Raw genomic sequence first — 22289 nt, 5'->3', positions numbered from 1 at the left:
CGCCGGCGCGGGGCAGGGTCCGGTGGGGGCGGCGGTGCGCTGCTGCTGCGCGGCACGACGACCGGCGCGGGAGGTGGCGGCGGCGTGGTCACAGCACCCCATCCTGCCCTGTCGGCTCCGCCGGGGCGGTGACCTCCGGTTCGTCGGCCGGGTCGTCGGAGGGGTCCTCGACACGGTCGGCGGCGGGGTCCTCGACCCGGTCGGCGGCACGGTCCTCGACATCGTCATCTGCGTCGTCGGCGAGGTCGTCCGGCTCGAGCAGCCGGAGCTGCTCCAGCGTCGGGGCGGCGACGTCCCGCAACCGCCACGCGTGCCGCCCGATCGCCGCCTCCAGCACGTTGCGCGCGAACCGCGCGTTGCCGAACGCCTCGTCGCGCGGCGTCCCCGCCAGCTCCTCGCGGAAGCCCGCCAGCGCGGCGTCCGTCGGCTCGAAGTCGGCCTGCTCCGCCAGTCGGCCGAAGATCTGCACGAGCTCGTCGTCGTCGTAGTCGTCGAACTCGATCGTGGTGCGGAACCGGCTGGCCAGACCCGGGTTGGAGTCGATCAGCTCGGCCATCGGTCCCGGGTACCCGGCGACGATCACCACGAGGTCGTCGCGGTGGTCCTCCATCGCCTTGACCAGGGTGTCGATCGCCTCGTCGCCGTACTGGTCCCCGACCAGCGAGTACGCCTCGTCGATGAACAGGACGCCGTCGATCGCGGTCCCGACGACCTCCGCGGTCTTCATCGCGGTCTGGCCGAGGTACCCGGCGACGAGGTCGGACCGGTCGACCTCGACCAGGTGCCCCTTCTCGAGCGCCCCGAGCGCCGCGTAGATGCCGCTGACCAGGCGGGCGACGGTGGTCTTGCCGGTCCCCGGGTTCCCGGTGAAGACGAGGTGACGGCTGATCGTCGTGGTCCGGAGCCCCTGCTCAGCGCGCAGCTGCGCGACCCGCAGCACGGCCGCCTGCCGGTGCACCTCGCGCTTGACGGTGCCCAGGCCGATCAGGCCGTCCAGCTCGGCGAGCAGCTCCTCGACGCTCGGCCGGGTCTCGGGCGCGGGCTCGGACTCCGGTGCGGGTCCGGACTCCGGTACGGGCACGGCTCCCCGATCGGACACGGCTCCCCGAGCACGCTCGGCGTCGGATCCCGCGACTCGCACGGGCTCCGGCCCGGCCGGCGGGGCTGCGGGCGACGCAGGATCCGCACCTGCCACGTCCGGCCACGCCGAGCCGCCGTCCGGACCGCCCGCGTGCCGTCCGGCGGGCCGCCCGCGACCGACCGCCGCGAGCTGTGCCGCCGCGGCGACCGAGGCGTTGCCGACCACCCGGAGCGTCGGCTCGCCCAGCTCGCACGCGGCCGAGGCGATCTCGGCGAGCGCGGTGGCATAGGCGTCGGCGTGCGCGGACCGGGTCGCGACCAGCTCGCCGAGCAGTCGGGTGGGCGCCGACCGCCAGCGTCGGCCACGCGAGGCCGCGTCGAAGAACGCGTCGGCGACCGACGACTCGACACCGGTCGCGGCGGCCCAGTCGGCCGCTGCCCCGGGCGCCGACTCCGCGAGTGCAGCAGACAGCCGCGCGCCTTCGTCGCGGGCGTCGTCGGCACGCAGCCCGGCCCGCACCGCGACGTCGGCGAGCGCGTCCAGCGCCTCGGTGAGCGTCATACCGGCTCCGGGGGCTGCAGCCGCTGGTCGGGCTCGGCGGCCGGTGCAGGCGATCCCGCAGGGTCCGCACCGGGTGCGGGCGCCGGCCCACCGGGGGCGGTCACGTCCGGGCCTGCCGTGGCACCGGGAGCGCCCAGGGCTGCCGGCGCGACCGGCCCCGCGCCGGGCGCCGGACCCGCGCCGGGCGCCACCGCGTCGAGCGACAGCCGGCCGCCCGCGGTCCCGAACCGCTCGGCGAGGAACCGCCCGTGCGCGACGAGCGCTGCGGCGTCACGCCGGTTCACGGCGTCGAGCACCCCGCCCATCGTGCGGGCCAGGAGGTCCAGCTGGTCGACGAGCACCATGAGCGAGGTGCGCCCGCCGTCGACCGGGCGGCTGTTGGCCCAGTCCCGCGGCAGCCGCAGGTAGGCCCCGACCGCGTCCGGCAGGTAGTCCGTCGCGGTCGCCATCACCAGGTAGGCGTGCTCGCTGCCGCTGCCCATCCGGTCCAGGCGGGCGATCGCGTCCCGCACCACGGCGGTCACCCGGCGCACCCGCGACTCGACCGGCGACGGGACGGCCGCATCGGCGGCCATCTCCTCGACCCGGTCGAGCTCGGCGACGAGCTCCGCCGCGGTCGGCACCGGCGGCAGGACCAGCCGGTCGGAGTCGTCGTCGCGGCGCCCGAGCAGCCGCCCGAGCAGCTCACCGACGGACGCCACGCACGCCTCCCTCGGTCGGCCGGGTCATCCCGCGGACGGCCCGAGGTCCAGCGACCCCGTCGCGACCCGTTCGTCCTGCCGGCGCACGCGGTCGAGGTACTGCTGGGACTTGCCCACCTCGGTCTCCAGCACGCCGATCGTCGCGGCCATCGAGTCCAGCGCCTCGGCCTTGAACGAGTCGATCGCGTCCATCGTGTCGTAGATGTTCGCGAACGCGGCCTGCAGCTGCGGCAGGCCGATGGTGGCCGACGCGGCCTGCTGCTGGATCGCCACGGAGTTGTCCTTGAGCATCTCCGAGGTGCGCTCGATCAGCCCCGAGGTGGTGGTGTTCAGCGCGGTGACCTGGTCGAGCACGAGCTTCTGGTTGCCGAGCGCCTGCGCCACGATCACCGCCGTGCGCAGGGCCGAGACCGTCGTGGTGGACGCGCGGTCGACGCCCTTGACCAGCTCGAGGTTGTTCTTGATCACCACGTCGATGGCCAGGTAGCTCTGGATCGAGACGGCGAGCTGGGTGAGCAGGTCCTGGTGCTTCTGGCGGACGTAGAAGAGGACGTCGTCGCGCAGCGCCTGGGCGTGCTCGGTCTCGGTCACCGAGAGCTCGGAGACCCGGGCCGCGAGCTGGGCGTCCAGCCGCTCGGCGATGTAGACGTACTGGTTGAGGCGGGTCATCGCCTCCCACAGCTCGGTCTTCTCCAGGTTGAGGGCCGCGTTGTCCTTGCGCAGCTCGTCCTGCCCGTCGCGCAGGGCGTGCAGGATCGCGTCCAGGTGCGACTGCGCGCTCTGGTACTTGCGGAAGTAGTCGGTGATCTTGTCGCCGAACGGCAGGATCCCGAGGAACTTGCGCGAGCCCTGCGCGCCGGCCGGGTCGAGGTCCTCGACCGTGCGGCGCAGCTCGACGAGCGTCTGACCCACCTGCGAGCCCGAGGCCAGGCCGCCCTCGCGGATCGCCCGGACCGGGGTCTTGAGCAGCCGGTTCGACGTCTCGGCAGCGCGGCGGATGTCGTCGTCGCCCATCGACCGCACGTCGGCCGCCTTGGAGCCGAACTCCGGCGAGCGGGGGTCGGCGGCCAGCAGCGAGCCGAGGTACGCCTCGACCTTGGCGTCCAGGCCCGGCAGGGCGGCGGGATCGACCGCAGGGGCCATCTTGGGCGCCGCCGTCTCCGCGACCTTCTGGACGGGTGGCGGTGCGCTCAGCGCGAGCACCGGCTCGTCGTCCGGCACGGGTGGGCGCAGCGGTGCAGGTTCGGCAGCGGCGTCGGTCATGGCGGTCCGTCCTCCTCGACCCTCTCGTCCCGGCGACAGGGGACACCTCGGGACAGCCGTCAACATACGCGAACGGCCCCGCGCGCGGGCGGGACCGGCCCCCGAAGTCCCACGTCGCAACACGGTGGTGCCGCGACAGCTGTCCGTCCGGGAGACTTGGCCGCTCCGAACGGGCGAACGACGAGGCACGAGGACGGACAGTGACACGACCCCGCGAGCAGTGGTCCAGCCAGGTGGGCTTCATCCTGGCCGCGGTCGGGTCCGCCGTGGGCCTCGGCAACATCTGGCGCTTCCCCGGCGTCGCCTACGACAACGGCGGCGGTGCGTTCCTCATCCCCTACCTGGTCGCGCTGCTCACGGCCGGGATCCCGATCCTGCTGCTCGACTACTCGATCGGCCACCGGTTCCGTGGGTCGGCCCCGACGTCGTTCCGCCGGATGTCCCGGCGCGCCGAGACGCTCGGCTGGTTCCAGGTCGGTGTGTCCTGGGTGATCATCCTCTACTACACGGTCGTGATCGCCTGGTCCGCGAGCTACACGGTGTTCGCCGCCACCCAGGCCTGGGGTGAGGACCCCGCCGGGTTCTTCGCCGTCGACTACCTGCAGGCCGGTGACCCATCGACACCGTCCGCCACCGTCGTGCCGTCCGTGCTCATCCCGTTGGTGCTCGTGTGGGTCGTCGCGGTCGTGATCCTGTCGCTCGGCGTGCAGCGCGGGGTCGAGCGGGCGAACGTCGTGTTCATCCCGCTGCTCGTCGTGATGTTCCTGGTGATCGTGATCCGAGCGGTCACGCTGCCAGGCGCTACTGACGGCCTGAACGCGTTCTTCACACCCGACTGGGTGGCCCTGCGCGACCCCCAGGTGTGGATCGCGGCGTACGGGCAGATCTTCTTCTCGCTGTCGATCGCGTTCGGCATCATGATCACGTACTCGTCGTACCTGCGCCGGCGCGCCCTGCTCACCTCGACGGGCCTGGTGGTCGGCTTCGCGAACTCCTCGTTCGAGCTGCTCGCCGGGATCGGGGTGTTCAGCGCGCTGGGCTTCATCGCCGGGCAGCAGGGCGTCGCGGTCGGCGACCTCACCACGATCCAGGGGCTCGGGCTGGCGTTCATCGCGTTCCCGCAGATCCTGTCGCTGATGCCGGGTGGGCCGGTGTTCGGTGTGCTGTTCTTCGCGTCGCTGACGCTCGCCGGCCTGACCTCGCTGCTGTCGATCCTGCAGGTGGTCTCGGCGGCGTTCCAGGAGAAGCTCGGCTGGAGCCCGCGGCAGGCCGCCGCGCGGATCGGCACCGTCGCCGCGGTGATCTCGATCGTGCTGTTCTCCACGACCACCGGTCTGTACGTCCTGGACACGGTGGACAAGTTCATCAACGACCTCGGCGTGGTCGGCTCCGCGGTCCTGAGCACGCTGCTCGTCGGGTTCGCGCTGCGGCGCCTGCGCGAGCTGCAGGCCCACCTGAACAACCGGCCCGGGCTCTCGATGGGCACGTGGTGGCGGTTCCTGGTCGGCATCGTCGTGCCGCTGGTGCTCGGCTACATCCTGGTGCGCGGCGCCGTGTCGCTCGCGGTCACGCCGTACGAGGACTACCCGGCGTGGATCCTCGGGCTGTTCGGCTGGGGGTCGCTCGGCTTCGTGCTCGTGGTGGCGATCGGGATGACGCTGGTCCCGTGGCGCAGCGCGGTCGACGACTTCGTCCCGGACGCGTTGCCCGGGCTCGGCGGAAGGGGGCGGCGATGACCGCCACGGCCGTGACGTTCCTGGTGCTCAGCGCCTCGGTGATCTGGGGCGGTCTGATCACCGCGATCCTGGTGCTCCGGCGGGACACCCGGCGCGCCGGGCCGGACCCCGACGACGAGGACTGAGCCGATCAGACCGGATCGCGGTCGCGGGCCGTCAGGACGAGCGGTCCGCTCTCGGTGATCGCGATCGTGTGCTCCATGTGGGCACCGCGCGAGCCGTCCGCGCTGCGCAGGGTCCAGCCGTCCGGGTCCGTGAAGATCCGGTCGGTCGTCTGCAGGAACCACGGCTCGATCGCGATGACGAGGCCGGGCCTGAGGGGGTAGCCGCGCCCCGGGCGGCCGTCGTTCGGGACGTGCGGGTCGCCGTGCATGGTGCGGCCGACGCCGTGCCCGCCGAACTCCGTGTTGACCCGCAGTCCCGCCTCGCGCGCCACCGCACCGATCGCATGGGAGATGTCGCCGATCTTGTTGCCCGGCCGGGCGACGGCGATGGCGGCCTCCAGGGCACGCTGCGTCGTCGCGATCAGGGCGAGGTCCCGCGGGCGCGCCGTACCGACGACGCGCGAGTACGCCGAGTCCGCCACCCAGCCGTCGACGCTCGCGGCGAAGTCGACGCTGAGGAGGTCGCCGTCCCGGAGGGCGTAGTCACGCGGCAGCCCGTGCAGCACGGCGTCGTTGACCGAGGTGCACAGCACCTTGCCGAAGGGCGAGGCACCGAACGACGGGTGGTAGTCGACGTAGCAGGACTCGGCACCCCGCTCGCGGATCATCCGGTGCGCGAGGGCGTCGAGCTCGAGCAGGTTCACACCGACGTCCGCGGCCTCGGCCACGGCGGTGACGACCTCGGCGACGAAGCGTCCCGCCGGTCGCATCGCCTCGAGTTCGGAGGGGGTACGAAGCTCGATCACGGTCGCAGCGTAGAGCGGTCCGTCACGTGGTTCCCGCCGGGCCCAGCTCCCCGACCGGGACGGCCGCCTCGAGCCGGTTCCCGGGGCCGGGGAGCGGACAGGCCCACGCCGGGTCGTACGCGCACGAGGGCGGATAGGCGAAGTTGAGGTCGACCACCAGGTCCTGGGGACCCCCGCCGAGGTCGGCGCCCTTGGCCGTGTCGAGCACGTAGCGCCCTCCGCCGTAGGTCGCCTCGCCGGCCGTCGCGTCCCGCAGCGGGAGGAAGAGTCCGCCGGCGTAGCCGGTCACCCACCACACGTCGAGACCGCCGAGGCCCGGCAGCTCGACCCGCCCCAGCCGCTCGAGCCCCACGACACCGTCGGTCCCGGTCATCACGTCACGGCGCTGCGCGTCGGCCGGACCGACCGGGACGACGAACCGGAACGCCGGGTCGTACGGCGCGACAAGGAGCCGGAAGCTCGAGCGGTCGCGGGGCAGGACCGGGGACTGCGGATGGCGGGTGAGCAGGTCCCTGCGCGCGTCGACCCACAGAGCGTGCGCGGTCGCGGGGTCGGGCGACTCGCGGATCTCGCGATACAGGTCCCGGACGCGGCGACGCCAATCGAGGAGGTCGAGGGACATGGCCCCAGGCTCGGCGCAGGCCAGCTCGACCGCAAGGCGTGAGCAGGCGGCGCCCGGCCGGCCCGACAGGGGGCCCGACCACCGCGTCGGGAATGACCCGGTGCCCACCGGTGGTTCTGTGAGGGTGAAGAAGATCGGTTTCCTGTCGTTCGGTCACTGGACGCCCTCGCCGTCCTCCGCCACCCGGTCCGCCTCGGACGCGCTGCTCCAGTCGATCGAGCTCGCCGAGGCCGCCGAGGAGCTCGGCGCGGACGGCGCGTACTTCCGGGTGCACCACTTCGCCCGGCAGCTGGCGTCGCCCTTCCCGCTGCTGGCCGCGGTCGGGGCCCGGACCAGCCGGATCGAGATCGGCACCGCCGTGATCGACATGCGCTACGAGAACCCGCTGTACATGGCCGAGGACGCAGGCGCGGCCGACCTCATCGCCGGTGGCCGGCTCCAGCTCGGGATCAGCCGGGGATCGCCCGAGCAGGTGATCGACGGCTACCGCTACTTCGGTCACGCGCCGGCCGAGGGTGAGACCGACGCCGACATGGCGCGGGTCACCACCGAGCAGCTGCTCGAGGTGCTGCGCGGTCAGGGCTTCGCCCAGCCGAACCCGCGCCCGATGTTCCCCAACCCGCCCGGCCTGCTGCGGGTCGAGCCGCACTCCGCGGGCCTGCGCGAACGGATCTGGTGGGGGTCGGCCACCAACGCCACCGCCCAGTGGGCCGCGCGGCTCGGCATGAACCTGCAGAGCTCGACCCTGAAGTTCGACGAGAGCGGCAAGCCGTTCCACATCCAGCAGGCCGAGCAGATCGAGGCGTTCCGCGAGGCGTGGCGCGAGGCCGGGCACGAGCACGAGCCGCGGGTCTCGGTGAGCCGCAGCATCTTCGCGCTGGTGGACCAGCGCGACCGCGCCTACTTCGGCCGCGGCGGGGACGACGAGGACCAGATCGGCATGATCGACGCGCAGACCCGGGCGATCTTCGGCCGGTCCTACGCCGCCGAGCCCGACGTGCTGATCGAGCAGCTGCGCGAGGACGAGGCGATCGCCGCCGCGGACACCCTGCTGCTCACCGTGCCCAACCAGCTCGGCGTCGACTACAACGCCCACGTGCTCCAGGCGCTCCTCGAGCACGTCGCCCCCGGACTCGGCTGGCGCTGAGTCGGGGTCGGGGCCTGAGCCGGCAGCACAAGACCCCCGGTGCTCTGGGCTCCGGGGGTCTGGCTGGCGGTAGCGGTGGGATTCGAACCCACGGTGGGCTCATCACCCACACACGCTTTCGAGGCGTGCTCCTTTGGCCGCTCGGACACGCTACCTCGCGGGCGAGGATACCCGGTCCGACGCCGCCTCCGACAATCGCGACCAGCGCGCGACGCCGCAGGGCCGCCGACCTACTCTGACCTGGTGCACCTGCCCGACCCCGCCGTCCCTGCGCTGCCGCTCGCGCAAGGGGTGGCGGCCGCCACGGAGGCGCTGACCGGCAGGCGGGTCGCCGCGCTGACCGGCGCGGGGATCTCGACCGACTCCGGCCTGCCGGACTACCGCGGCCCGGACTCCCCGCCGCGCACGCCGATGACGTACCAGCAGTTCGTGTCCGACCCGGCGTTCCGGCGGACCTACTGGGCGCGGAACCACGTCGGCTGGCGTCACGTGCACCGCACGCACCCGAACGACGGGCACCGCGCCCTGGTCGGGCTGGAGCGGCGCGGTGTGCTGACCGGTGTCGTCACGCAGAACGTCGACCGCCTGCACCACCTGGCCGGCAGCCGCACGGTCGTGGACCTGCACGGCACCTATGCCGACGTGGTCTGCCTGTCCTGCAGCGCCCGCACCACGCGGGACGCGCTGGCGCACCGGCTCGAGACGCTCAACCCCGGGTTCGCCGAACGGGCGGCCGTGGACGACGTCGAGATCGCGCCGGACGCCGACGCCGTGATCGCCTCGACCGAGGGCTTCGTGGTGGCCGACTGCGAGCGCTGCGGCGGCCTGCTCAAGCCCGACATCACCTACTTCGGCGAGTCGGTGCCGGCCGACCGGCTCGCGGCGGCGTTCGCGGTGGTCGACGCCGCGGACGCGCTGCTCGTGGCGGGCAGCTCGCTGACCGTGCTGAGCGGCTTGCGGTTCGCGCGGCACGCTGCGAAGACCGGCAAGCCGGTGGTGATCGTCAACCGTGGCCGGACCCGTGGTGACGACCTCGCCGCCGTGCGGGTGGACGCGGGCACGTCGCAGGTGCTGCCGGCGCTCGACGCCGCCCTGCCGGACCTCGCCGGCGCGGCGCCGGCCGAGCGCACGGCCTGAGCCGCCGCAGCGGACCGGGTCAAGGCCGTCGCCCGCGACGAGTCCCGGGAGCGGTCCGGGGACCGATCCGGCGAACAGGACCCGTCAGGCCTCGGTCTGCACGCCGTGCTCGGCGTCGTAGAACTCGCAGAACGCGTCGTACGCGCGCGGCGCGTAGATGCTCGCGGGGCCGCCACCCATCAGGAACGTCACCGCGAGCATGTCGGCGCACTCCTCCTTGCTCGCGCCGGCCCGCACCGCGGCCCGCGCGTGCGAGGCGATGCAGCCGTCGCACTCGACCGCGACGGCGATCGCGACCGCGATGAGCTCCTTCATCTTCGTGTCGAGCGCCACGCCGGGGGCGAAGGCCGCGTGGTGGAGCTCGCGGAAGCCGTCGTAGACGTCCGGGATCGCGCGGCGGAGGTTGCGGGTGAGCGGGTTCAGGTCGTCCAGGACGGCCTTGCCGTGTCCGTGAGTCATATCAGGAAAATACCCAGGGGGGTATCTCGTATTCCCGGACGTACGACCTCGCGCACCCGGCTCGCCGCCGCGCACCCGCGAGTTCGCTGGGTGGCGCCCAGTTCGCTGGTCAGGGTCAGCGAACTCGGGCGCGATCAGCGAACTCGGCGACCGGGCGCGCGCCCGATCACAGGCGGTGGTCGGTGAAGAAGTCGCGGAGCGAGGCCGCGCACTCCTCCGCCAGCACGCCGCCGGTCACCTCGACGCGGTGGTTGAGCCGGGGGTCGCGCACCAGGTCGTGCACCGAGCCGCAGGCGCCGGCCTTGGGGTCCCACGCGCCCAGCACCAGGCGCGGCACCCGCGCGAGCACGATCGCCCCGGCGCACATCGCGCACGGCTCGAGCGTCACGACCAGGGTGCAGCCGTCGAGCCGCCAGCTCCCGGTGCGCTCGGCCGCCTCGCGCAGCGCGAGGACCTCGGCATGCGCGGTCGGGTCACCGGTCGCCTCGCGCGCGTTGTGGCCGCGCCCGACGACCACGCCGTCCGCATCGACCACGAGCGCGCCGACCGGCACGTCACCGGTCGCGAGCGCGGCGCGACCCTCGACCAGCGCAGCGCGCATCGCCTCGACGTCGGCGGGCCGCGGGTGCACGTCTCCCACTCTGGCAGAGGGCGGTAGGTTGCAGCCATGCGCCTGCACGTCGCCGATCACCCGCTCGTCGCCCACAAGCTGACCGTCCTGCGCGACGTGAAGACCAGCTCCGCCACGTTCCGTCAGCTCGTCGACGAGCTGGTCACGCTGCTCGCCTACGAGGCGACCCGCGAGGTGCGCGTCGAGCCGCGCGACATCGTGACCCCGGTCGCGCCGACCACGGGCACCCACCTGGCCGAGCCCCGGCCGATGGTCGTCCCGATCCTGCGCGCCGGCCTCGGGATGCTCGAGGGCATGGCACGGCTGCTGCCGACCGCCGAGGTCGGGTTCCTCGGCCTGCAGCGCGACGAGGAGACGCTCCAGGCGATCACCTACGCCAACCGGCTGCCGGACGACCTGTCCGGCCGGCAGTGCTACGTGCTGGACCCGATGCTGGCGACCGGCGGGACGCTCATCGCGAGCATCGACTACCTCTTCGAGCGCGGCGCCACCGACGTGACGTGCATCTGCCTGCTCGCGGCGCCCGAGGGCATCGCGACCGTCGAGCGTCACGTCGGCGACCGGGCCGACGTCTCGATCGTCGTGGCGGCCGTCGACGAGCGGCTCAACGAGAAGGGCTACATCGTGCCCGGCCTCGGCGACGCGGGCGACCGCCTGTACGGCGTCGTCTGACCGGTCACACACCTCGCCCATCCCGCTCAGTCACCCTGTCACGACCCGTGTGACACGGCGATCACCCGTCTGGCGGACGCCGCCAACTGAGTGATCTGCGCCGCACTCCGAAGCCCTGACCTGGGCATACACTCAAGATCGTCCAGCATGTGAGACGTGCGGCGACCTGCCCTTGGTGTCCTCGGTCATCACGGCGCACACTGTTCTCGTGACTTCCGTCAGAGGTCGTGTGACAAGCGGGCCGCCTCTCCCGCCCACCGGCTGACGACGGCTTTCATGGACGGCGACGGAGCGTGAGGGCTGGGGGGCCACGCACCTTCTGTCGCCGGCCAGGGTGTCGATCCGCGTGATCGGCACTCAGGACGTCCTGGTCCGCTCGGGGGATGCCGACTCAGGACGCTGCGCTGCCGGGTCGCGTGCACTCCTCCGCGACCCGGCAGCGCATTTTCCGTGACCGGACACGGTGACGGCTGAGACGGCCCGCGGGCGCAGGGCGTCTGGGCGCAGGGGGCCCAGACTCGGATTGCGTCCGCGGGCCACCCCTCGCTCGCGCCGTGCTCAGCGGGCCTGCCCAGTGCTCGAGCCGCGTTCCCCGGCCTGCCCAGCGCTCGAGCCGCCCTCCCCGGGCCTGCCCAGCGCTCGAGCCGCCCTCCCCGGGCCTGCCCAGCGCTCGAGCCGCCCTCCCCGTGCTCACGGCCGCGCTCGAGCCGTGCTCCCCCGTGGTCAGCTCCAGGCGGCCCAGATCAGCAGCATCGTGACCAGGAACCCGACGACGTAGTTGGCGACCAGGAACTGACGCCAGCCACGGTTCGCCTCCATGGCCCGCGCGTCCGGAACGGCCCTGAACGGCCACGCGAGCGCCACGTACGGGGTCACGAGCACGGCCGCGAGCGGCCCCGGCCACGCGGTCGGCAGCAGCAGCACGGCGGCGAGCAGCCACAGCCCGATCGACAGCCGCACGGTCCGCGCCGCACCGAGCACGGTCGCCACGGAGCCGATGCCCGCCTCGCGGTCCGCGACCACGTCCTGCACGGCACCGAAGGCCTGGCTCGCCATCCCCCACGCGAAGAACGCGGCGAGCACCAGCCACGCGGTGCGGCCGATCGGCTCTCCGGCGAGCACCAGCCCGTACAGCGCAGGCGAGACGAAGTGCGTGCTGGACGTCATCGAGTCCAGCACGGGTCGCTCCTTGAACCGCAGCCCGGGCGCGGAGTAGGCCACCACGGCGAAGAGCGAGAACGCGAGCGTGAGGCCGGCCACGGCCGAGCCGTGCGCGAGCAACCACACCACGAACGGGACCGGCAGCAGCGTCGCCGACCACAGCGTCGCGCGGTGCAGCCGGGCGTCGAGCAGGGCACCCTCCACACCGCCCTTGCGCGGGTTGCGCAGGTCGGACTCGTGGTCGAAGACGTCGTTGATGCCGTACATCAGCAGGTTGTACGGCACCAGGAAGAACAGCACGCCGACCACCCAGCGCGCGTCCACACCACCGTGGGCCAGCAGGTACGCCGCGCCGAACGGGTAGGCGGTGTTGACCCAGGAGAGCGGCCGCGAGGCCAGCACGAGCTGGCGCAGCACCTCCGCTCCGCTCAACGGTCGACCTCCGGCGCTCAACGGTCGACCTCCGGACGCGCGCCGAGCAGGCGCCAGACCGCAGGCAGCAGCAGCGCAGCACCGACCGCGTAGGCAAGGTCCTCGACCGGCGCGACCCCGAGCCGCACCCCGAGCGTCAGGTCGTCGTCGTAGCCGACTAGCCCCACCCCGACGATCACGTTGTCGAACGCCACGGTGAGCACCAGGAGCACCCCGACGACACCGCCCACGACCCGCCAGGACGGTCCCCCGGTGCGCCGCTGTGCCACCACCAGGACGACGAGCGCCGCCACGAGGAACGGCACCGCGAGGAGCGCGTACGTCATCATCGCCCGCCCCGCGCGGAAACGGCCCCGCCGCTCGCCGCCGACCTCGCCGCGTACCGGGCAGCGATGCGCTCGGCCACCGCGGCGAGGACGAGGCTCAGGTGGCTCAGCAGCAGCAGGAACCCGACCTCCTCGACCGGCAGGTCCGGCGCGAGCAGCAACCCGGACTGGTAGGCCCCGTCGCCCACGAAGAAGATCCCCAGACGGATCCCCGCGAGGTCCCAGAGCAGGAAGAACGCGACGCCCACCGCGAGCGCGCCCAGGCCACGCCGCGCCGCGTGCGGAGCCCGCCGGAACAGCACGAGCCGCCAGCGACGGTCGACGACGAGCATCCCGGCGAGCGACAGCACGAGCGCCGCCGGGTACGCCAGGGTCATGCCCGATCCGCCTGCTGAGCCACCGTCGGGCCGTCCGCCGGCTCCGTCCGCCGGGGCACCTGCGTGCCGCCGGCCCGCCTGTCGGCAACCCGGTCCGCCGCCGGGACCGGCGCGACATCCGCCTCCCGGTCCGCAGCGACATCCGCCGTCCGGTCCGCGATGTCGCCCGGCTCCGCCAGCGGTCCCGCGGACGTGTCCCCGCGGAACCGCTTGACCAGCAGCTCCGCGCTGATCAGGCACATCGGGACGCCGATCCCGGGGATCACCGATCCGCCCGCGTAGAGCAGCCCGGCCACCCGCCGGGAGACGTTCCCGGCCCGGAACATCGCCGACTGACCGAGGGTGTGCGCCGGGCCGAGCGCGGTCCCGCGCCACGCCCGGAGGTCCTGCGCCCAGTCCGCCGGGCCGACCGTCCGGCGCACCACGATCCGGTCGGCGAGGTCCGGGACGCCCGCCCAGCCGCCGATCTGCGCGATCGCCGCGTCCGCGACCCGCTCGACCCAGGGATCGCCCGCGCCGCCCAGCCCACCGTGCCCGAGCCGCACGTCCGCCGGGACGGGGACCAGGATGACGAGGTTCTCGTGACCCTCCGGTGCCACGCCCGGGTCGGTGGACGAGGTCCGCGACACGTAGACCGACGTCGGGTCAGGCATCGCACCGACCGGAGCGCCCGGCCTGCGGTCGAAGATCAGGTCGAACGTGGTGTCCCAGTCCTCGGCGAGGAACAGCGAGTGGTGCGGCAGCTCGGGCAGCCGGCCGCGCACACCGAGGTAGACCATGACGGTGCTCGGACCGGGCACCTGCCGGCGCCACCACCGGTCCGAGTAGGACCTCAGCGCTGCGGGCAGCAGCCGGCGCTCGGTCTCCTCGAGGTCGGTCGCCGCGATCACGACGTCCGCCGGCAGATGCTCCTCACCGGCCCGGCCCCCGGCTCCGGCAGCACCCGATCCCACCACGGTGACACCGGTGACCTGGGCCTTGCGACGCCGCCAGAGCCCGGCCACGGTCGGCTGACGCTCGAGGCCCGCAGGCAGCCCGCCGACCACCGGGCCGGTGGTGATCGCGGTCGCCGCGCAGCCGGTTCGGATCCGCACCCCGGCCTGCTCGGCGACCCGGCGCACCGCGTCCACCACGGCCCCGAACCCGCCCTGCGGGTAGAGCACCCCGTCGGCCAGGTCCAGGTGGCTCATCAGGTGGTACATGCTCGGCGTGAGCCTCGGGGACGCGCCGAGGAACACCGCCGGGTAGCCGAGCACCTGGCGCAGCCGGGTGTCCTGGACCGTGGCCCGAACCTTCGACTCGAGCGACCGGGTGAGCAGCCCGGCGAGCTCGGGGGCCCGGCGCAGCACCGCGGGGGTGAGCAGCGGCCGGAGCGACGCGTAGCTCGTGTAGAGGAAGTGCTGCAGCGCCATGTGGTACGCGTCCGAACCCGACTCGAGGTAGGCCCGCAGGCGCGCCCCTGACCCGGGCTCGACGCGTTCGAACAGCGCGACCGAGTCGGCGAGGTCGGACCGCACGTCGAGCGGGTCGTGCCGCTCGAAGAAGACCCGGTACGCCGGGTCGAGCGGGACGAGGTCGAGCTGCTCGGTGGCCGAGGTCCCCATCAGCCGGAGGAAGTGCTCGAACACCTCCGGCATGAGGTACCACGACGGGCCGATGTCGAACCGGAAGCCGTCGGCACCCCAGGTCGAGGCCCGTCCACCGACCTCGTCGCGGGCCTCCACGAGCGTGACCTCGTGCCCCTCCCGCGCGAGCAGGGCCGCACCGGCCAGTCCGGACACGCCGCCGCCGACCACGACGACCCTCATCGGCGGCTCCGTCCGCCGTGCGACCCGGCCAGGGACGCGCGCAGCACGGCCGTCGCGGCGATCCGCGCCTTGACCGAGCTCGGGACCCGCACGCGTGTCGCTCCCAGCTCCTCGGCCGGGGTCGCCCGGATCCGCGCGGCCAGCTCGGCGAACAACCCGTAGGCAACCCCGACCGCGCGGCGCGGGCCCGACGGGAGGTCGACGAGCGCGGTGCGGGCCACGCGCAGGTCGGCGTCGATCTCGGCGAGCGCGGTCGCCTTGGCCTCCTCGGTGACGTGCCGCGGGTCGAGACCCACGAGGTACTGGCGGCCGAGCACCGCGCCGTCCTCGGCGAGGTCCCGCAGGAAGTTGATCTTCTGGAACGCGGCGCCCAGGGCCCGCGCACCGGGCGTGAGCTCGGCGAACCGGCGGTCACGGTCCGCCTCGTCGTGCAGGAAGACCCGCAGGCACATCAGCCCCACGACCTCGGCCGAGCCGTACACGTAGTCGGCGAGCGACGCCTCGTCGTGCACGGTGACGTCGAGGTCGGTGCGCATCGACGCGAAGAACGGTCGGGTCAGGTCCGTGGTGATCCCGACCTCGCGCGCCGTGATGGCGAACGCGTGGACGAGGACGTCGGTGGAGTACCCGCTCGCCATCGCCGACTCGGTGCGCTGCTCGAGGTCGTCCAGCAACCCGCGGGACCGCTCGACGTCGGCACCGGCCTCGGCCGAGGCACCGTCGACGACCTCGTCGGCGAGGCGGACCAGCGCGTAGACGTTCCGCACGTGCCCGCGCTGCCCGGGCGGGAGCAGGCGGGTCGCCAGACCGAAGCTCGTCGAGTAGCGGCGCACCACCACGTCCGCGGCGCGGCGCGCGGTGTCGTCGTAGAGCCCCAGGCGGTCCGCGCCCTGACCTCCACCCACCGCCGCCACGCGGGTCACACCGCCAGCCACCGGGTCACACCTCCGCGAGCCGCGTCGATGTGCCCGACCACGGTGCACAGCGCCTCGGCGATCTGCATGCCGACGCCCGCCACCAGCTCGGCCAGCGGGGCGGGCAGGTCGGCGTTACGGCGCCGGACCTCGGCCAGGTCCCGCTCGACGGCACGCTGCACGAGCACCGGCGCCGAGCACCGGGCGAGGGCGCGCCGCATCCTGGCCGCGGTGAGGTCGTCGAGGTCGGACCGGCCCAGGTCCCGGACGAGGTCCGCCCAGGCGGGCGTCGACCGGGCGTGCAGGATGAGCGGGGTCTGCTTGCCCTCACGCAGGTCGGAGACGTTCGACTTGCCGATCTCCGACTCCGGGGCGAACACCCCGAGCAGGTCGTCGACCAGCTGGAACGCGCGGCCGAGGAGTCGGCCCAGGTCGTCCAGCTCGGCCAACAGCTGCGGACCCGCGCCGGCCAGGAGGGCGCCGGCGCGCAGGGGCGCTCTGAACGAGTACATCGCGGTCTTCGACTCGGCGATCCGGACCGCCTGCTCGATCGTCGGGGCGTCGAGCCCGAGCCCGGCCGAGGTGTCCTCGAGCTCCCCGCCGGCCGACACCAGCAGCGTCTCGTCGAGCAGGTCGGACAGCGCGAGCCGTACGGCCGCCGGCGCCTCGGTTCCGGCCACCAGCCGGTGTGCCTGCGCCAGGGCGAGGTCGCCCGCGAGCACCCCGGCCGCCAGCGACCAGCGCTCCGCCGACCCGGCGTCCAGACCGTCGGCGACCGCGTCCCGGCGCATGGTCTCGGCGAGGTTCGGTTCGCCGCGACGGGTGGTGTCGCCGTCGATCAGGTCGTCGTGCACCAGGAACGCGGTGTGCAGCAGCTCGAAGGCCGCGGCGACCGCGACGGCTGCGTCGGGGCGCGTGCCGCCGAGCCCTGCGTGCGCGCCGAGCACCAGGGCCGATCGGAAGCGCTTGCCGCCGCGCAGCGACCGGCCGATCTCGTGCCACATGAGCTCGTACCGTTCGCCGTGCACCGCCGCGCGCCGGCCGGCGTCCGCGATCAGGTGGTCGAGCAGCGCGTCGACCTGCTGCTGCGCGCCCGCCGGTGCGAGGCTCATCGCTCGCTCCAGTAGGTCCGCAGCCCGGGACCGGCCTGCACGAGCCACGGGCTCAGCGCCCAGGGCGCGACCTCGATCGCGCGCAGCAGGTCCTCGATCGGGACCCACACGTGGTCCATCACCTCGTCCGGGTTGGGCCGCACGGTCGCACCCGGCGCGGGCCTCGCGACGACGACCGGGCAGACCTCGTTCTCCACGACCCCCGAGGCGTCGGTCGCGCGGTACCGGAAGTCGGGCAGCACGGGGCTGATCTCGGCCAGCTCGAGACCCAGCTCGTCACGCGCGCGGCGCCGCACGGCGTCCGCGGTGTCCTCCCCCGGCCCCGGGTGGCCGCACACGCTGTTCGTCCAGACCCCGGGCCAGGTCTTCTTGGTCAGCGCACGCCGCGTCACCAGCACGTTGCCCGCCTCGTCGACCACGTGGCACGAGAAGGCCAGGTGCAGCGGTGTGCAGGCGGTGTGCACCTCGGACTTGGCCGCGGTACCGCTCGGGACGCCGGACGCGTCGAGCAGCACCACGAGCTCGGCACCCTGATCCATCATCAGACCTCCGCAAACGCTCAGCATGCTGAGGTTAAGCGACGGTCGGCGGGCGCGCGCGTCGAGCGGGGCACGACCGCCCGAGGGTCAGTGCGTCGAGGCGAGGGTGATCGCGCCGAGGAAGTACTGGTCACCCGCCGTGGTCGCGGTGAGGGTGTGCGTGCCCGCGGCCAACCGGGTCGCCACGAACGGCTTGGCGTCGACGCCCAGCGAGTTCGCCCAGGCGAAACCCCACGCGGTCGAGGTGAAGGCATCCGTCGTGAGGCCCGGGCTGCCGTCCAGGCGCAGTGGCGTCAGCGCGAGCGAGCCGTCCAGGACCAGCGAGTCGTTCCCGCCCGCACCGCGGTCGCCCTCCCAGGCCACGACACCCACGCGGGCGGTGCTCTCGGTGCCGGTGGTGAACGTGAACGTCTGCGACGAACCGGCCGCGATCCACCTGCCGCCGTCGTACACCGTCACGTCACCGTGGGAGTGCTGGTCGGCGTAGACGACGACCAGCGCCCAGCCGCCGTAGTACGTCGGGACCGGGTCCGTCCGGCCGGACGCCACCGCGACACCGCGGACCGCGACCGAGCCCTGCCTGGTCACCAGCGAGGTCACGTCGGCGAACGACTGGTAGTAGCTGCGGGAGCTGTCGTCGGTGGCCTCGGAGATCACCTCGCCGTGCACGGCCGTGTAGCCCTGCGTGCCGGGCGCGCGCAGCTCCACGTCGGTCAGCGAGCCGCTCCAGGTGTCGCCCGCATAGCGGTTGCCCGACCAGTACAGACCCGCGAACACGATGTCCCCCGACACGGCGAGCGACGCCGTGGAGTTGTCCAGCGGGATCATCGAGAAGCTGTTGTTGATCGCCGAGCCGCCGAGGTCGGTGCGCGCCGACCCGCACGTGCTCGAGGCGGACGTGTCGCAGGTCAGCACGGGCGCCCCGATCTGGGTCACGCCGTAGCCGTCGGTCCAGGTGCCCCGCGTCGTCAGGCCGGCGGACGAGACCTGCGGCGTCACGCCGTCCGAGATCGTGGCAGCGGCCCAGTTGGCGGCGGAGACCGTGACGGTCGCCCGACCGCTCGTCACGGCGCTCGCCCGGGCCGGCAGCTGCAGCACTCGCGTCTCGCCGGGAGCAAGGCCGGGCACCGTGCAGGTCACGTGCTGCGCATCGGTGAGGGTGCAGGTCCACCCGCCGAGGTCCACCGAAGCCGGGTCGACGAAGTCCACCGCGCGCGGCAGCTCGAGGGTCGCCGTGAGCCCCGCGGCAGCGCCACGGCCCTGGTTCGTCACTGCGAACGACAGGGTGCCCTGCGCGCCGAGGCTCAGGTCGGCGGTGAGCGGTGTGGTGAAGGCGAGCTGCGGCAGCTTGACGTCGAGGGTCGAGTGCGCGGTGACCGACCCGCCGCCCACCGCGATGGTCAGGTCGCCGGTCGTGTCACCGGCCGCCCGGACGCCGAGCTCGAGGTGCTCGGAGCTGCGCGGCGCGAGAGAGCCGAGCGTGCAGTCCGCGCCGTCGGAGACCGCGGCACAGACCCAGCCGGCCGCAGCCGTCAGGTTCGTCACCGAGACCCCGGCAGGCAGCCGGACGTGGGCCACGACGTCGCCCAGCGTGGTGCCGCCGTCGTTGCGGACGGTCGCGGCGAGGGCGTGCTCGAGCCCGGCGTCCACGCTGGTCGGCGAGGCGAGCTCGACTGCCGCCTGGCCCGGGGCGGAGGTGATCCGGACCGGCGCCGTCGCGGTGGACAACGTCGTGCGCACCGTCAGGTCGGTGCTGACGTCGACGTCGACCACCGGCTGCGCGGCGCCGACGAGAGCCGGCACGGTCACCCTCAGGTCGAGCGGGACCGTGGTGCGCGGCCCGATGGACCCCGCGGTGCAGGACAGCACGTCACCGGCCCGGTTGCAGGTCCACACCACGCGCAGGCTGGGCAGCGCCTCGACGGTGACGCCGTCGGGCAGGTCGGCCGGCAGGTCCACCTCGACGCCCGCGTCGCGCGCGGTCGTGCCGCCCAGGTTGGAGACCCGGACCTCGAGGTCGCCGGTCGCATCGGTGTCGATCGCGCCCTGCACGGCGGCCGGAGCAGCGTCGGCGAGGGTGAGCCGCGCGGGGCTCGCGGACAGACGTGCGGCGAGGTGGGTCGTGGCACGCGTGCCGCCGTCCACCCACGAGCTCACCTGGATGCCCAGCGAGCGCGTCGCGTCCGCGAGGGTGTCGTCGCTGACCAGGACGCTGAGGTGCAGCGTGCTGCTCGCACCGGGCGCGAGCGAGGGAAGGCGGCACTGCGCCGTGGTGTCGGAGGTCCGCGCGCAGGTCCAGTCGACGCGGGCGGTCGGCACCGCCGCACCGCCCCCGGCACTGGGTGCTGCCGGCGTCGCGGTGACGGACCAGTCGGTGCCGGGGTCGAAGGTCAGCTCGGTGGCGACGTCGGTCGCGGTGGTGCTGCTCGGGTTCCGCACGACGACGTCCAGCGGGCTCGGCACCCCGGCCACCAGGGACGGCGCCGCGATCGGGTCGATGCTCAGGGCGGGCACCGCGGGCTCGCTCGACGGCTCGGTGCTGGGCTCCGAGGTCGGCTCGGTGGTCGGCCCGGTGGCCGGCTCGGTGGTCGAGCCGTCGCCGGTGCCCGCGTCGGGAGCGGGCGCCGCGGAGGGCTCGGGCGTCGGGTCCGCCGACGGCTCGGTGCTGGGCACCGTCGTCGGCTCGGTGGTCGGCTCGGTGGTCGGCTCGCCACTGGGCGCACCGGGCGCGTTCGGCGTCCCTTCGGCCACGACCACGCCGTCCTGGGGCGAGAAGACACCCATCAGCCCCGCGATACCTGCGGCGGCACCGATCACCACCAGCGCTGCGACGGTCGCGAGGACCGCGGGAGCTCCGGCGATGGCAGCCATCAGCCCCGCAAAACCTGTCGCGGCGCCGGCACCCGCGGCGCCGGCACCCCCGGCCGCACCGCCCGCGGCGGCCATGGCGGGCGCAGCACCGGGAGCGGTCGCGGCCCCGCCGACGTAGGCGGCACCGGCCGCGCCGGCAGCGCCGGCACCTGCACCGGCGAGCACCCCGGACCCGACGGCCTCGGCACCTGCGGCGGCTCCGGCGCCGGCACCCACGCTCGCGCCGCCACCCGCGGCACCACCGGCACCACCAGCACCACCCGCGCCCGCACCGGCACCGCCGGCCTGCGCAGCGGTACCGGTGGCCGTCCCGGCGGCGGCACCGGCGACGGCGACGCCCTTCGCGGCGGCCGCGGCACCACCGAAGCCGATGCCCTTGAGGATCCCGATCGCGCCGAAGCCGAGCACCAGCGGCCCGATGATCGCGCGCATGCCGTGGTTGACGTCACCGAGCTCCAGCACCAGCGCCCGGCAGGCGCCGCACTCCTCGAGGTGGGAGTCGACCAGCATGGTCTCGCGCTTGGCCAGACCACCGCGCACGTAGGCGCCGAGCTTGGAGTTGACGAGCGTGCACGCCTCGGACTGCGGGGCGGCGAGGTGCTGCTGCAGGTAGGCCTGTCGCAGGCCCTCCCGAGCGCGGTACGCGAGCGCGGCGACACCGTTCGCGGTGAGACCGAGGATCGGGGCGATCTCGGCCGCCGAGAGGCCTTCGACCTCCGTGTACCAGAGCACCGCCTGCCACCGCTCGGGGAGCGAGGAGTAGGCCTGGGAGACGACGCCTCGTTCGAAGCCCTCCATCGCGGGCTCTTCGGAGGACTCCACGGCGACGCCGACGGACTCGAAGGCGGTCAGGTCGCCGGTGGGCTCGTTGCGCCGCACGCTGTCGTTCCGGTCCATCGCGACCCGGCGCAGCACCGTGAAGAGATAGGCGCGGAAGGCGACGTCCGGTCCGCCGCCGCCCTGGATCGCGGTGAACACCCGGCTGAAGGCGTCCTGCACCGCGTCGTCCGCGTCCGCGGACGAGTTGGAGTACTGGCGGGCGACGGTCCGCGCTGCGGCGGCGTGACGTTCGTAGAGCACGCCGAAGGCAGCCGTCTCGCCGCTGCGCACAGCTGTGATCAGCTCCGCGTCGCTGGAGAGGTCCCAGACGCTCCCGACGCTCATGTCACCCCCTCGCCCGTCTCGTCGGTCGTTCCGCGTCACGCCCCCAGGCGGGCCCCGCACCAACCCGGACAGATCCGCGCGCACCGGGGACACCCGACCCAAGGTTCTCATGCGGGACGCCTCGCCCGTAGCGGTCAGACCGGGTGAACCCGCCCACGGAGCACCCGTTCGGGTGACGTCGGGAGGTCGACCTCTGCGAGCACGGCGTGTCGCACGCGCGCGACGGGCGCGCGAGGTCTGCTGCGCGCCTGGTGACGACGGTGTGGACCACCTCGCCGGGCAGCAGCGACCTCGGGACGATCATGCCGGGCTCCTCCTTCCCCCAAACGGGTGATTGAGGTATCGGCACGCCGAACCCACGTCATGAGGGGTTCCTCGGCACGTCTCATCATCCGTGACCACCGAGACGTTCGAGCCAACGGCTGCCGAGCTGCGCGAGCAGTGGCGCGCGGCGACCGCCGACTCCGTGTGGCTCCGTCCGGGCGACTGGTACCACCCCGCCGTCGACGCGCTCACCGAGGCGCTCGTGGCCGGCGCCGACCCGACGGCCGCTGCCGCCCGGCTCGGCTCCGTGCGCGGCTCCACCGGTGTGGGCATCGCCGAGTCGCTCGACGACCTCGGCGTGGTCTACGGCCTGCTGGACGTCGAGCCCGGGCCCTGTGCGA

Annotated in this window: 20 protein-coding genes, 1 tRNA gene and 1 pseudogene; 6 read left to right on the top strand and 16 right to left on the bottom strand. The window is 73.8% G+C overall.

Annotated features, from left to right (window positions below; translation table 11 throughout):
• Positions 1 to 88: 88 nt before the first annotated feature.
• From OEB99_RS01860 to OEB99_RS01850, 3 genes are read right to left on the bottom strand one after another with little or no spacing between them, the layout of a single operon-like run.
• The gene (locus tag OEB99_RS01860) at positions 89 to 1642 is read right to left on the bottom strand and encodes an AAA family ATPase (protein WP_263507947.1); all 1554 of its coding nucleotides are present in this window, start codon (positions 1640 to 1642) and stop codon (positions 89 to 91) included.
• A complete protein-coding gene (locus OEB99_RS01855; protein WP_263507946.1) occupies positions 1639 to 2343 on the bottom strand; it encodes a hypothetical protein in 705 nt (234 codons plus the stop codon). The genes OEB99_RS01860 and OEB99_RS01855 overlap by 4 nt, the downstream gene beginning before the upstream one ends.
• Positions 2344 to 2367: 24 nt before the next feature.
• The gene (locus tag OEB99_RS01850) at positions 2368 to 3606 is read right to left on the bottom strand and encodes a toxic anion resistance protein (protein WP_263507945.1); all 1239 of its coding nucleotides are present in this window, start codon (positions 3604 to 3606) and stop codon (positions 2368 to 2370) included.
• Positions 3607 to 3806: 200 nt separating this feature from the next.
• Here OEB99_RS01850 and OEB99_RS01845 point away from each other — a divergent pair, with 200 nt between their 5' ends.
• Both OEB99_RS01845 and OEB99_RS01840 read left to right on the top strand, forming a co-directional pair.
• Entirely contained in the window at positions 3807 to 5342 is a 1536-nt protein-coding gene (locus OEB99_RS01845) for a sodium-dependent transporter (protein WP_263507944.1), read from the top strand.
• The gene (locus tag OEB99_RS01840) at positions 5339 to 5467 is read left to right on the top strand and encodes a methionine/alanine import family NSS transporter small subunit (RefSeq protein WP_263507942.1); all 129 of its coding nucleotides are present in this window, start codon (positions 5339 to 5341) and stop codon (positions 5465 to 5467) included. The genes OEB99_RS01845 and OEB99_RS01840 overlap by 4 nt, the downstream gene beginning before the upstream one ends.
• A 5-nt stretch (positions 5468 to 5472) precedes the next feature.
• On the opposite strand, the gene map is transcribed toward OEB99_RS01840, so the two are convergent.
• Both map and OEB99_RS01830 read right to left on the bottom strand, forming a co-directional pair.
• Complete coding sequence (map, locus tag OEB99_RS01835; protein ID WP_263507941.1) at positions 5473 to 6252, bottom strand: type I methionyl aminopeptidase; 780 nt, start codon at positions 6250 to 6252, stop codon at positions 5473 to 5475.
• 22 nt (positions 6253 to 6274) lie between these two features.
• A complete protein-coding gene (locus OEB99_RS01830) occupies positions 6275 to 6874 on the bottom strand; it encodes a DUF1684 domain-containing protein (protein ID WP_263507940.1) in 600 nt (199 codons plus the stop codon).
• Between the two features lie 124 nt (positions 6875 to 6998).
• Between OEB99_RS01830 and OEB99_RS01825 the strand changes: the two genes are divergently transcribed.
• Positions 6999 to 8021, top strand: coding sequence for an LLM class flavin-dependent oxidoreductase (locus OEB99_RS01825; RefSeq protein ID WP_263507938.1), 1023 nt, complete (start codon positions 6999 to 7001; stop codon positions 8019 to 8021).
• A gap of 64 nt (positions 8022 to 8085) precedes the next feature.
• Here the strand turns inward: OEB99_RS01825 and OEB99_RS01820 are convergent.
• A tRNA-Ser gene (locus OEB99_RS01820) sits at positions 8086 to 8176 on the bottom strand.
• A 94-nt stretch (positions 8177 to 8270) separates the two neighbouring features.
• On the opposite strand from OEB99_RS01820, the gene OEB99_RS01815 reads away from it, so the two are divergent.
• Positions 8271 to 9158, top strand: coding sequence for a Sir2 family NAD-dependent protein deacetylase (locus tag OEB99_RS01815; RefSeq protein ID WP_411910649.1), 888 nt, complete (start codon positions 8271 to 8273; stop codon positions 9156 to 9158).
• Positions 9159 to 9242: 84 nt separating this feature from the next.
• Here the strand turns inward: OEB99_RS01815 and OEB99_RS01810 are convergent, their stop codons facing one another.
• Both OEB99_RS01810 and tadA read right to left on the bottom strand, forming a co-directional pair.
• Positions 9243 to 9617 carry a carboxymuconolactone decarboxylase family protein gene (locus OEB99_RS01810; RefSeq protein WP_263507936.1) on the bottom strand — a complete coding sequence of 125 codons (375 nt, stop codon included), beginning with the start codon at positions 9615 to 9617 and terminating at the stop codon, positions 9243 to 9245.
• A 166-nt stretch (positions 9618 to 9783) separates the two neighbouring features.
• Positions 9784 to 10218: a tRNA adenosine(34) deaminase TadA gene (tadA, locus tag OEB99_RS01805; protein ID WP_263508277.1), complete on the bottom strand. Its 435-nt coding sequence runs from the start codon at positions 10216 to 10218 to the stop codon at positions 9784 to 9786.
• Positions 10219 to 10284: 66 nt separating this feature from the next.
• Here tadA and upp point away from each other — a divergent pair, with 66 nt between their 5' ends.
• Complete coding sequence (gene upp / locus OEB99_RS01800; RefSeq protein ID WP_263507934.1) at positions 10285 to 10920, top strand: uracil phosphoribosyltransferase; 636 nt, start codon at positions 10285 to 10287, stop codon at positions 10918 to 10920.
• Between the two features lie 723 nt (positions 10921 to 11643).
• On the opposite strand, the gene OEB99_RS01795 is transcribed toward upp, so the two are convergent.
• From OEB99_RS01795 to OEB99_RS01760, 8 genes are all read right to left on the bottom strand, one after another.
• Positions 11644 to 12513 (bottom strand): prenyltransferase, encoded by an 870-nt coding sequence (locus OEB99_RS01795; RefSeq protein WP_263507932.1) that lies wholly within the window; start codon positions 12511 to 12513, stop codon positions 11644 to 11646.
• A gap of 17 nt (positions 12514 to 12530) precedes the next feature.
• Positions 12531 to 12839: a lycopene cyclase domain-containing protein gene (locus OEB99_RS01790; protein WP_263507931.1), complete on the bottom strand. Its 309-nt coding sequence runs from the start codon at positions 12837 to 12839 to the stop codon at positions 12531 to 12533.
• Positions 12839 to 13216, bottom strand: coding sequence for a lycopene cyclase domain-containing protein (locus OEB99_RS01785; RefSeq protein WP_263507930.1), 378 nt, complete (start codon positions 13214 to 13216; stop codon positions 12839 to 12841). Before OEB99_RS01785 ends, OEB99_RS01790 begins: the two co-directional genes overlap by 1 nt.
• Positions 13213 to 15024 (bottom strand): phytoene desaturase family protein, encoded by a 1812-nt coding sequence (crtI, locus tag OEB99_RS01780; RefSeq protein ID WP_263507929.1) that lies wholly within the window; start codon positions 15022 to 15024, stop codon positions 13213 to 13215. The genes OEB99_RS01785 and crtI overlap by 4 nt, the downstream gene beginning before the upstream one ends.
• Positions 15021 to 15959: a phytoene/squalene synthase family protein gene (locus OEB99_RS01775; RefSeq protein WP_263507927.1), complete on the bottom strand. Its 939-nt coding sequence runs from the start codon at positions 15957 to 15959 to the stop codon at positions 15021 to 15023. The genes crtI and OEB99_RS01775 overlap by 4 nt, the downstream gene beginning before the upstream one ends.
• Entirely contained in the window at positions 15944 to 17050 is a 1107-nt protein-coding gene (locus tag OEB99_RS01770) for a polyprenyl synthetase family protein (protein WP_263507925.1), read from the bottom strand. The genes OEB99_RS01775 and OEB99_RS01770 overlap by 16 nt, the downstream gene beginning before the upstream one ends.
• Positions 17047 to 17589 carry an isopentenyl-diphosphate Delta-isomerase gene (idi, locus tag OEB99_RS01765; protein ID WP_263508276.1) on the bottom strand — a complete coding sequence of 181 codons (543 nt, stop codon included), beginning with the start codon at positions 17587 to 17589 and terminating at the stop codon, positions 17047 to 17049. The genes OEB99_RS01770 and idi overlap by 4 nt, the downstream gene beginning before the upstream one ends.
• A gap of 87 nt (positions 17590 to 17676) precedes the next feature.
• Positions 17677 to 21624: a sigma-70 family RNA polymerase sigma factor gene (locus OEB99_RS01760; protein WP_263507924.1), complete on the bottom strand. Its 3948-nt coding sequence runs from the start codon at positions 21622 to 21624 to the stop codon at positions 17677 to 17679.
• 394 nt (positions 21625 to 22018) lie between these two features.
• Here OEB99_RS01760 and OEB99_RS01755 point away from each other — a divergent pair.
• A pseudogene (locus tag OEB99_RS01755) lies at positions 22019 to 22289 on the top strand (hypothetical protein); the annotation flags it as partial.

It is taken from the genome of Actinotalea endophytica (genome assembly GCF_025717005.1).
Lineage (GTDB): Bacteria > Actinomycetota > Actinomycetes > Actinomycetales > Cellulomonadaceae > Actinotalea.
Note: the sequence above shows the minus strand (reverse complement) of the source record. Positions and strands in the feature narration are given on the sequence as shown.